Origin of the sequence: Streptomyces sp. NPDC051913 (assembly GCF_044593635.1) — a bacterium.
GTDB lineage: Bacteria > Actinomycetota > Actinomycetes > Streptomycetales > Streptomycetaceae > Streptomyces.
In genome coordinates this window covers 182,763-191,248 of record NZ_JBIUCI010000017.1, presented here as the reverse complement: position 1 = coordinate 191,248, position 8,486 = coordinate 182,763, and the positions used below count along the sequence as shown (strand labels likewise).

Annotated in this window: 8 protein-coding genes; 4 read left to right on the top strand and 4 right to left on the bottom strand. The window is 71.4% G+C overall.

What is annotated here, in order from left to right; genetic code table 11:
- Positions 1-279: 279 nt before the first annotated feature.
- Genes ACIHIX_RS38220 through ACIHIX_RS38210 form a run of 3 tightly spaced genes read right to left on the bottom strand, consistent with a single transcriptional unit; the run spans position 280 to position 2,774 of the window.
- Complete coding sequence (locus ACIHIX_RS38220) at positions 280-768, bottom strand: hypothetical protein (RefSeq protein ID WP_399964601.1); 489 nt, start codon at positions 766-768, stop codon at positions 280-282.
- Positions 769-796: 28 nt separating this feature from the next.
- Complete coding sequence (locus tag ACIHIX_RS38215; RefSeq protein WP_399964599.1) at positions 797-1,276, bottom strand: macro domain-containing protein; 480 nt, start codon at positions 1,274-1,276, stop codon at positions 797-799.
- Between the two features lie 40 nt (positions 1,277-1,316).
- On the bottom strand, positions 1,317-2,774 hold the full coding sequence (locus ACIHIX_RS38210; RefSeq protein ID WP_399964597.1) for an amino acid permease: 1,458 nt from the start codon (positions 2,772-2,774) through the stop codon (positions 1,317-1,319).
- A gap of 224 nt (positions 2,775-2,998) precedes the next feature.
- Here ACIHIX_RS38210 and ACIHIX_RS38205 point away from each other — a divergent pair, with 224 nt between their 5' ends.
- A complete protein-coding gene (locus ACIHIX_RS38205; RefSeq protein WP_399964595.1) occupies positions 2,999-3,721 on the top strand; it encodes a MerR family transcriptional regulator in 723 nt (240 codons plus the stop codon).
- On the opposite strand, the gene ACIHIX_RS38200 is transcribed toward ACIHIX_RS38205, so the two are convergent.
- A complete protein-coding gene (locus ACIHIX_RS38200) occupies positions 3,698-4,423 on the bottom strand; it encodes an SDR family NAD(P)-dependent oxidoreductase (protein WP_399964593.1) in 726 nt (241 codons plus the stop codon). The genes ACIHIX_RS38205 and ACIHIX_RS38200 overlap by 24 nt on opposite strands.
- Positions 4,424-4,559: 136 nt before the next feature.
- Between ACIHIX_RS38200 and ACIHIX_RS38195 the strand changes: the two genes are divergently transcribed.
- From ACIHIX_RS38195 to ACIHIX_RS38185, 3 genes are all read left to right on the top strand, one after another.
- Entirely contained in the window at positions 4,560-5,594 is a 1,035-nt protein-coding gene (locus ACIHIX_RS38195) for an ABC transporter permease (protein ID WP_399964591.1), read from the top strand.
- A 102-nt stretch (positions 5,595-5,696) separates the two neighbouring features.
- Positions 5,697-6,743 (top strand): sugar ABC transporter substrate-binding protein, encoded by a 1,047-nt coding sequence (locus tag ACIHIX_RS38190; RefSeq protein ID WP_399964589.1) that lies wholly within the window; start codon positions 5,697-5,699, stop codon positions 6,741-6,743.
- Position 6,744: 1 nt separating this feature from the next.
- Complete coding sequence (locus ACIHIX_RS38185; protein WP_399964587.1) at positions 6,745-8,217, top strand: sugar ABC transporter ATP-binding protein; 1,473 nt, start codon at positions 6,745-6,747, stop codon at positions 8,215-8,217.
- Positions 8,218-8,486 lie beyond the last annotated feature (269 nt).

The window sequence follows — 8,486 nt, the reverse complement described above, 5'->3', positions numbered from 1 at the left end:
AGCCGGTGGGGCCGCGGGGGCGTTCGCAGCTGACGGCTGAGCCTGTCGAGCCGCGGGGCGTTCGCGGCACAGGGCTCAGCCGGTTACCGGACGACCCTCACGACACAGGGCCGAGCCGGTGGGGCCGCGGGGGCGTTCGCAGCTGACGGCTGAGCCTGTCGAGCCGCGGGGCGTTCGCGGCACAGGGCTCAGCCGGTTACCGGACGACCTTCGCGGCACAGGGCTGAGTCGGGTGCCGCAGGGCGTTCGCGGCGCAGGAGTGGATCCGGGGGTGGCCGGTCACATGGCGTCCGGCGCCCGGCTCGACGTCTGCGGCACCACCGGCTCGCCCAGCACCCGGCTCGCCAGCTCCGTCGCCAACTCGGGCAGGAAGTGCTGGAGTCGGGCTCGCGCGGTGGCCAGGTCGGCGTCGATGCGGGTGGCCGTCCGGGCCAGGAGTTCGTCCCGTTCGCGGAGGCCCTCCGCGCGGGCCGCGGCGATGAGCGCGGCGCCCTCCGCCTCGGCTCGCTGACGGGTGCGGGCCGCGTCATGGCGGGCGTCGGCGAGTTCGGCCTCCGCCTCGGCGCGCTTCTCCTCGGCGAGCGCCCGGAGCCGCTCGGCCCGCGCGGCGACTCCGTCCGTGGCCTGCTCGCGCGCCGCCAGGACCCGGTTCATCCGGCGCAGCAGCGGAACCAGACAGAGGAAGCAGACGGCGAACAGCACCACCCCGACCGCCAGGTCCTGGACCTGAGGGTTCAGCGGTCCGATCTCCACCGGAACGAGGTCCATACCGCCGCCTCCCTGCCTTGCCGGCCCGTCAGTCGCCGTGGTCGTAGACCGTGACGGCGAGCCCCCGTCGTACCAGCCGCTCGGCGATCAGCGGTTCGACGCGGGACCACTTGCCCCCGGCCAGTCCGCACCCTATCCGGGGCATGTGGACCGAGGCGCCGAGTGCCACGGCCTTGTCGGCGAGCCGCCCCAGCGCCGTGTCGATCGCCTCGTACCGGACGGGGACGCCCTTGCTGCCCGTGCGGATGCCGCGCTGGCCGACCAGGTTGGCCACCCACACATACGGCTCGACCTGGATGAACTGGGCCGCGCCCAGCCCGAAGTCGTTCCCGGCCCTGCCCCGGTGCCAGGCGCGGTACGCCGCCTCCGGCTCGGGCCAGCGGCGCGAGAGGGCGAGCACGAAGCCCTTTCCCCATCCCCCGATGTCGTTGCAGACATGGGCGATCACCTTGACGCCCTTCACCGAGGGAACGGTGGCGTCGCCCCGGACGTAAGTGATCTCCGACATGACGCCACCGTAGGCGCCGCCACTGACAACGGCCCCCGAATTACCCCGTGAACTCGGTCAGCTCCCGGTCCGCCGTCCGCGCCACCCGGCGCCGCACCGCGAACCATCCGCCCACCAGCATCGCCGCGATCACCGGGATCAGCAGCAGGGTCTTGCGGCCCACTTCGGGGTCGTTCGCCATCATGCCGAGGCAGGCCAGCAGGAAGACGATCGTGGCGATCTCCGTGACCGGGCTGAACGGGAGGCGGAAGGTGGGGCGGGTGACCAGGCCGGCCCGCGCGCGGCGGACGAAGACCAGATGGCAGACCATGATGATCACCCAGGTGCTGATGATGCCGAGGGAGGCGACGTTCAGCACGATCTCGAAGGCCTGGCTGGGCATGAGGTAGTTGAGGCCGACGCCGAGCACGCACACCGCGCAGGTGAGCAGGATGCCGCCGTAGGGGACCTGGCTGCGGTTCATGCGGGCGGTGAACCTCGGGGCCGAGCCGGCCGTCGCCATGGAGCGCAGGATGCGGCCAGTGGAGTACAGGCCGGAGTTCAGGGACGACATCGCCGCCGTCAGGACCACCAGGTTCATCACGTCTCCGGCGCCCTCGACGCCGATCTTCGACAGGACCGTGACGAAGGGGCTCTCGTCGGCCGAGTAGACGGAGCCGGGGAGGAGGAGGGCGAGAAGGACGACCGAGCCGACGTAGAACAGTCCCACCCGCCACATGATCGAGTTCACCGCGCGCGGGACGACCTTCTCCGGCTCGGCGGTCTCGCCCGCGGCGACGCCGACCAGCTCCAGGGCGGCGTACGCGAAGATCACGCCCTGCATGACGAGGACCACGGGCATGAGGCCGTGCGGGAAGACGCCGCCGTTGTCGGTGATGACGCTCGGGCCGGGCGTCGTGCCGCCCACCTGGTGCTGGGTGGCCAGCAGGAAGATGCCGACGAGCATGAAGCCGACCAGGGTGGCGACCTTGACGATGGCGAACCAGAACTCCATCTCGCCGAAGATCTTCACCGAGATCAGGTTCACGGCGAGGACGACGGCCAGCGCGATGAGCGCCAGTGTCCACTGCGGGATGTCGGTGAACAGGCTCCAGTAGTGCGTGTAGAGCGCGATCGCGGTGATGTCGGCGATACCGGTGGTCGACCAGTTCAGGAAGTACATCCAGCCGGCGACGTACGCGCCCTTCTCGCCGAGGAACTCGCGCGCGTACGACACGAAGGAACCGGAGGACGGGCGGTAGAGGACGAGCTCGCCGAGCGCCCGGACGACGAAGAAGGCGAAGATGCCGCAGACCAGGTAGGCGATCGCGAGCGCGGGACCGGCGTCGTGGAGGCGTCCTCCGGCGCCGAGGAAGAGGCCCGTGCCGATCGCGCCGCCGATGGCGATCATGTTGACGTGGCGGGCCTTGAGGTCCTTGCTGTAGCCGGCGTCACCCGCGTCCGCGGGCGTCCGGGCCACCTCGGTGGCTGTTGCCGTGTCCACGGCGTCCTTGCTCACAGGGGGTACCACTCTCTGGTGCGGGGGCGCCCGGGCGGATCGCGCGCGGGTGTCCTGACGTACGTATGGCCTGTGCGCTCGGTGGAGGCACAGACCAAGGGGCCACCTTCCCCGAACCCCGCGGGCCACGCGGTGGCGGACCTCACACCGCGGGACATGTCACATGATCGGCAGGGGTGCCCAGGAGGTTTCACAGCACTGGTGAGACAGCGATACTGCTGCACATGACGACCGACACCGCCGACACCGAGAAGCCGACCCTCACCGTCGATGAGCTGGCCGCTCAGGCGGGCGTCACCGTGCGCACGGTCCGCTTCTACAGCACCAAGGGTCTGCTGCCGCCGCCGGTGATCGGTCCGCGCCGGGTGGGGCACTACGGCAGGGACCATCTGGCGCGTCTGGAACTCATCGAGGAGCTCCAGCACCAGGGGATGACACTGGCCGCGATCGAGCGGTATCTGCGGCAGCTGCCGCCCGACCTGAGCGCGCACGATCTCGCGATCCACCGCGCGGTCGTCGCCTCCTGGGCGCCGGACACCACCGAGACGGCCGAGCGGCGGGAGCTGGAGCGGCGGGCGGGGCGGCCACTGGCCGACGACGACGTCCAGCGGCTCGTGGCGATGGGCGTCGTACAGCCCGACGGGGAGGACTTCCGCTTCGACTCGGGGCTGCTGCGGCTCGGCGTGCGACTGCTCGACGTACCGCTGTCCCAGGAGTCGATCCTGGCCGCGCGCAACGTGCTCGTGGAGCACGCGCGCGTGGCGGCGCACGAGCTGGCGGAGCTGTTCCGCGGCGAGGTGTCCGAGCGGGACACCGCGGACGTGCGGTCCCTGTCGGCCCATATGCACCCGATCGTGGTGCAGGCCCTGCTGACGACGTTCCAGCGGTCGTTGAGGGAGGAGTTGAGCGGGTGGGTGGAGCGGTCAGAGGTAGGCGGAGCCCCCTGACACGTTGAGGGTCTGGCCGGTCAGGAAGCCGCTGCCCTCGTCGACCACGTACAGCAGGGTCGAGACCAGGTCGGACGGCTCCTGGGTGCGCCGGACGGCCTGCCGGTCGCGGACGAGGGCGAAGCCGCCGTCGGCGCCGACGGTCCGCTCGGCGGTAGCGGTGCGGACCATGGTGGGTGCGATGGCGTTGACGGTGATGGCGTACGGCGCGAGCGCGGCGGCGAGGGCGCGGGTGAAGCCGATCAGACCCATCTTCGAGGCGACGTACGGGACCATCGTGGGCGGCGCGGTGAAGACCGCCGCAGAGGCGATGTTGACGACACGACCCCAGCCGGCCGCCTTCAGATGGGGCAGTGCGGCCCGGGTGACGAGGTACGGGGCCTCCAGGTTGACCCGCATCACGCGGCGCCACTCCTCGGGGGTCGTCTCCTCGAAGGGCTTGGCGGGGTACACGCCCGCGTTGTTGACGACCACGTGCAGTGTGCCGAACCGGTCGACGACGCGCTCCAGTCCGGCCCCGATCACCTCCTCGTCGGCGACGTCGCCGACCAGTTCCAGGTAGTCGAGGATCCTGTCCGCGGTCTCCGGCTGCGGCACGAGGTCCAGCCCGGCGACCCGGTAGCCGCGCCCCGCGAGTGCCACGGCGAACTCCTGCCCGAGGCCCTGTGCCGCGCCGGTCACCAGGGCGGTACGCGTCTCCATGGGGCGAGTGTGCGGACCCGCCCCGCGGTGGGCAAGGGCGCATTCCACTCGCTGGAACGCCCGTGTTGCCGCCGGCGCCGGTTGGGCCGACGCTGCGGGCGACCCCCAGCGCCAGACGTACCGGGAGCGGTGCCCGATGACCGAGACCGAGCGTGCCGTGGACGACGCCGAGCGCGCCCGCGATCCTCGACAGCCGCTTCGGCCGCGGCCGTTGACGTCCGTGTCCCGTCGGCTGGTGCGGGACGAGCTGGGTGTGCTGGTCGTGCTGGGTCTGCTGGTGGCCGGGATCGGCATCCCCTACCCGGACTTCCTCGACACCGACAATCTGCTGTCCACCGCGCACAACTCCGTCTACATCTCGCTGATGGCGTGCGGGATGGTCTTCGCGCTCGCGATGCGCGAGGTGGACCTGTCGGTGGGCGGTACGTACGCGATGGTGCTGGTCGTCGGGGCGTTGCTGGTGCGGGACGGCTGGGCGCCCTGGGCGGCGGTGCCGGTCATGCTGCTCACCGGCGTCGCGTGCGGGGTGTTCAACGCGCTGGTGACGACGGTGCTCGCGCTGCCGTCGTTCATCGTGACGCTGGGCACGCTCATGCTCTTCCGCGGGGTCGGGCTCGCGCTGGCCGACGGCAGGCAGGTCACCGATCTGCCGCTGGGCGACTCGTTCTTCACCTTCGCGGGCGGTGATCCGGGCGGGGTGCCGTTCGCGCTGTGGGTGCTGCTCGTGGTGGTCGTCGTGCTGGCCGTGGTCCTCGCCCGGACCCGTTTCGGTGCCCGGGTGCGGGCGATCGGGTCCAACCCCGACGCCGCCGCGTTCAGCGGCATCCCGGTCGTCCGTACCCGCGTCCAGGCCCTCGCCCTGTCCGGGCTCACCACGGCGTGCGCCGCCGCCCTCGCCCTCGCCTTCTACGGTGCCGGGGACCCGACTCTCGGCCAGGGTTACGAGTTGCAGGCCATCGCCGCCTGCATCATCGGCGGTACCCCGCTGGCCGGTGGGCGGGGCTCGGTGATCGGCGCGGTGGCGGGCGCGATGATCCTCTCCATGGTCGCCGCCGGGCTCGTGTTCTTCGAAGTACCCATCAACTGGACGTCGTTCGCGACCGGTGGGGTCATCCTCGTCGCCGTCGCGGCGGACAGCGCGCTGCGCCGGACCGGGCGTCGCCGTCGATGAGCCGTATCGCCGTCGACGAAGCCGCGTCGCCGCCAATGAGCCGTATCGCCTGGAACGAGCCGTGTCGCCTGGGAGGCCCTGATGCAACGTCAATTTCATACGGTGACTGCCGCGTTCGGTGTTCTCGTGCTGCTCGGTGCCGCCGGTTGCGGCGACGGCGACAGCGGCGGCGGCAAGGGCGGCAAGCTCGACATGGGCATCGCGGTGGCCAACATCTCGCTCAACTTCGCCCACGAGATGGTGCTGGGTGCCGAGAGCGCCGCCGACCACGCGAAGAACGTCGACTTCAAGGCGGTCGGCCCACCCAACACGGACGGCCCGGCCGAGGTGCAGCTGTTCCAGAACCTGACCGCCACCGCCAAGGACGGCATCGTCCTGGAGAACCTCGACCCGCCGATCTTCACCCGCCCCGCCGCGCAGGCCGTCGACAAGGGCATCCCGATCGTCGCCCTGGACACCTCCCCCACCGACGGGAGCAAGGTCGGGTTCTACGTCGGCAACGACAACTACGCGCTGGGCGAGTTGATGGCGAAGGAGGCGCTGAAGCGGCTCGGCGACGACCCCGAGGGCGAGGTCGCGATCGGCGTGCCCAATCCGGGGACGCCGGTGCTGGACAGCCGGGCCAAGGGCATCAAGGACACGTTCGCCAAGGAGGCACCGAAGGTCCGGATCGTCGGCCCCTTCCAGACGTACAGCGACCCCGGCCAGAATTACAGCGCGTGGTCCGCGCAGGTCAACGCCCATCCGGACGCGCTGGCGTTCCTCGGTGTCGGTGACGCCGACAGCTACAACCTCGCCAAGATCAAGAAGCAGAAGAACGGCAAGTGGCTGACGGCCGGTTTCGACGTCGACCCGAAGACCCTGGAGGCGGTCAAGGACGGTTCGAACTTCGTCGCCATCGACCCGCAGCACTTCCTCAAGGGCTATCTGTCCACGGCGATCCTGATCGACTCGGTCCGCGACAACGACGGGAAGCTGCCCGACGGTTGGTTCCTCTCGCCCGGCGGGGTCGTCGACTCCTCCGTCATCGACGAGATCATCGCCCGGCAGAAGTCCCCGGAGGCGGCGTACGACTGGTACAAGCCGACGATCGACAAACTGCTCGGCGACCAGGACGCCCAGCTGCGTCCCCTGAAGGACGCGCGCTGAGATGACGTCGTACGACGACATCCTCGTGGCCCAGGGGCTGTTCAAGTCCTACGGCGGGGTCCGCGCCCTGGACGGGGTGGACATGCGGCTGAGCGGCGGCGAGGTGCACGCGCTGGTCGGCGAGAACGGCGCGGGCAAGTCCACGCTGGTGCGCGTCCTTTCGGGCACGCTGGCCGCCGACGAGGGGGCGGTGCGGCTGGCGAAGGACACCCGGATCGCCACCGTCTCCCAGGAGTTGAGCCTATTCCCCGACCTCACCGTCCGCGAGAACCTCTTCCCGTACCGCCCACCACGCCGCTTCGGTCTGCTCGACCGGGGCGCCATGGACCGCGCGGCCCGGCCGGTCCTCGCCGAACTCGGTCTGGACGTCGACCTCGGCACGGAGGTCGGCGAACTCCCCCTGGCCGAGCAACAGTTGACGGAGATCGCGCGGGCGCTGCTGCGCCGACCCCGGCTGCTGATCCTCGACGAGCCGACCTCGGCGCTGCCCGCGGCGGCCGTCGACCGGCTCGAAGGGGTGTTGCGCACCCTGACCGGGCGGGGCATCGCCGTCCTGTACGTCACCCACTTCCTGGAGGAGGTCATGCGCCTGGCGCAGCGCGTGACAGTCCTGCGGGACGGGCGGGTCGCGCTGGCCGGGGCACACCGTGCGGACGTCGACGTGCCGGAACTGGTCTCGGCGATGCTGGGCCGCCGCCCCGAGCAGCCGGTGCGCCGGACGCGGACCGTGGTCGACCTGCCGCCGCCCGTGGTGCTGTCCGGGGTGAGCGTGCCGGGGAGCCTGACGGACGTGACGTTCACCGTGCGGGCGGGTGAGGTGGTGGGGCTCGCGGGGCTCCAAGGGGCCGGGCATCTCACGGCGTTGGAGGTGGTGTGCGGGCGTACGGCGGTGTCGGCGGGGCGGGGTGACATCGGCGGGCGCGGGCTGCCGCGCTCACTGCGGGACGCGGTGCGGGCGGGGGTCGCTTTCGTGCCGAGCGACCGCAAGCGGTACGGGTTGATGGTGGACCGCGAGGTGTGGGAGAACACGACGTCGGTGAGCTGGCTGGCGCTCGGGCGGGGCGGCTTCGCGCCGTCACGCGGAGAACTGGTCCGGCGCACCGTCGAGTTGACCGAGCGGCTGCGGCTGCGTGGCGGACCGCACGATGTGGTGGCGCGACTGTCCGGCGGCAACCAGCAGAAGGTCGTCTTCGCCAAGTGGCTGGCCACCGAGCCGAGGATCGTGGTCCTCGACGATCCGACACGCGGTGTCGACGTCGGCGTACGCGCCGAAATGCACCGGATCGTCGGCGAGTTGGCGGCGGGGGGTGCGGCTGTGCTCATGGCGTCGACCGACCTCGCGGAGCTGACGGAGGTGTGCGACCGGGTGCTGGTGTTCGTGCGGGGGCGGATCACCGAGGAGGTGCACGGGGCACGGCTGACGGAGCATGCGTTGGCGGTGGCGATGCAGCAGGGGGCTTCGGCGGCGGGGTGAGGTGGTGGCGCGGGTCGGGCTGATTGCGGCGGCGGAGGGGGAGGGGGTGGCGCGCGTCAGGCTGAGAGCGGCGGCGGCTGGGCGAGGGGGTGGCGCGCGTCAGGCTGAGAGCAGCGGCGGCCGGGCGAAGCGGTGGCGCGCGTCAGGCTGAGAGCAGCGACAGCCCGGCGGGGGGTGGCACACGCCAGCCGAGAGCAGCGGCGGCCGGGCGAAGCAGTGGCGCGCGTCAGGCTGAGAGCAGCGACAGCCCGGCGGGGGGTGGCACACGC

Bases quoted from the DNA above. Each gene is read 5' to 3' on its own strand.
- ACIHIX_RS38185 (WP_399964587.1), top strand. From the start codon at position 6,745: ATGACGTCGTACGACGACATCCTCGTGGCCCAGGGGCTGTTCAAGTCC.
- ACIHIX_RS38200 (WP_399964593.1), bottom strand. From the start codon at position 4,423: ATGGAGACGCGTACCGCCCTGGTGACCGGCGCGGCACAGGGCCTCGGG.
- ACIHIX_RS38215 (WP_399964599.1), bottom strand. From the start codon at position 1,276: ATGTCGGAGATCACTTACGTCCGGGGCGACGCCACCGTTCCCTCGGTG.
- ACIHIX_RS38195 (WP_399964591.1), top strand. From the start codon at position 4,560: ATGACCGAGACCGAGCGTGCCGTGGACGACGCCGAGCGCGCCCGCGAT.
- ACIHIX_RS38205 (WP_399964595.1), top strand. From the start codon at position 2,999: ATGACGACCGACACCGCCGACACCGAGAAGCCGACCCTCACCGTCGAT.
- ACIHIX_RS38220 (WP_399964601.1), bottom strand. From the start codon at position 768: ATGGACCTCGTTCCGGTGGAGATCGGACCGCTGAACCCTCAGGTCCAG.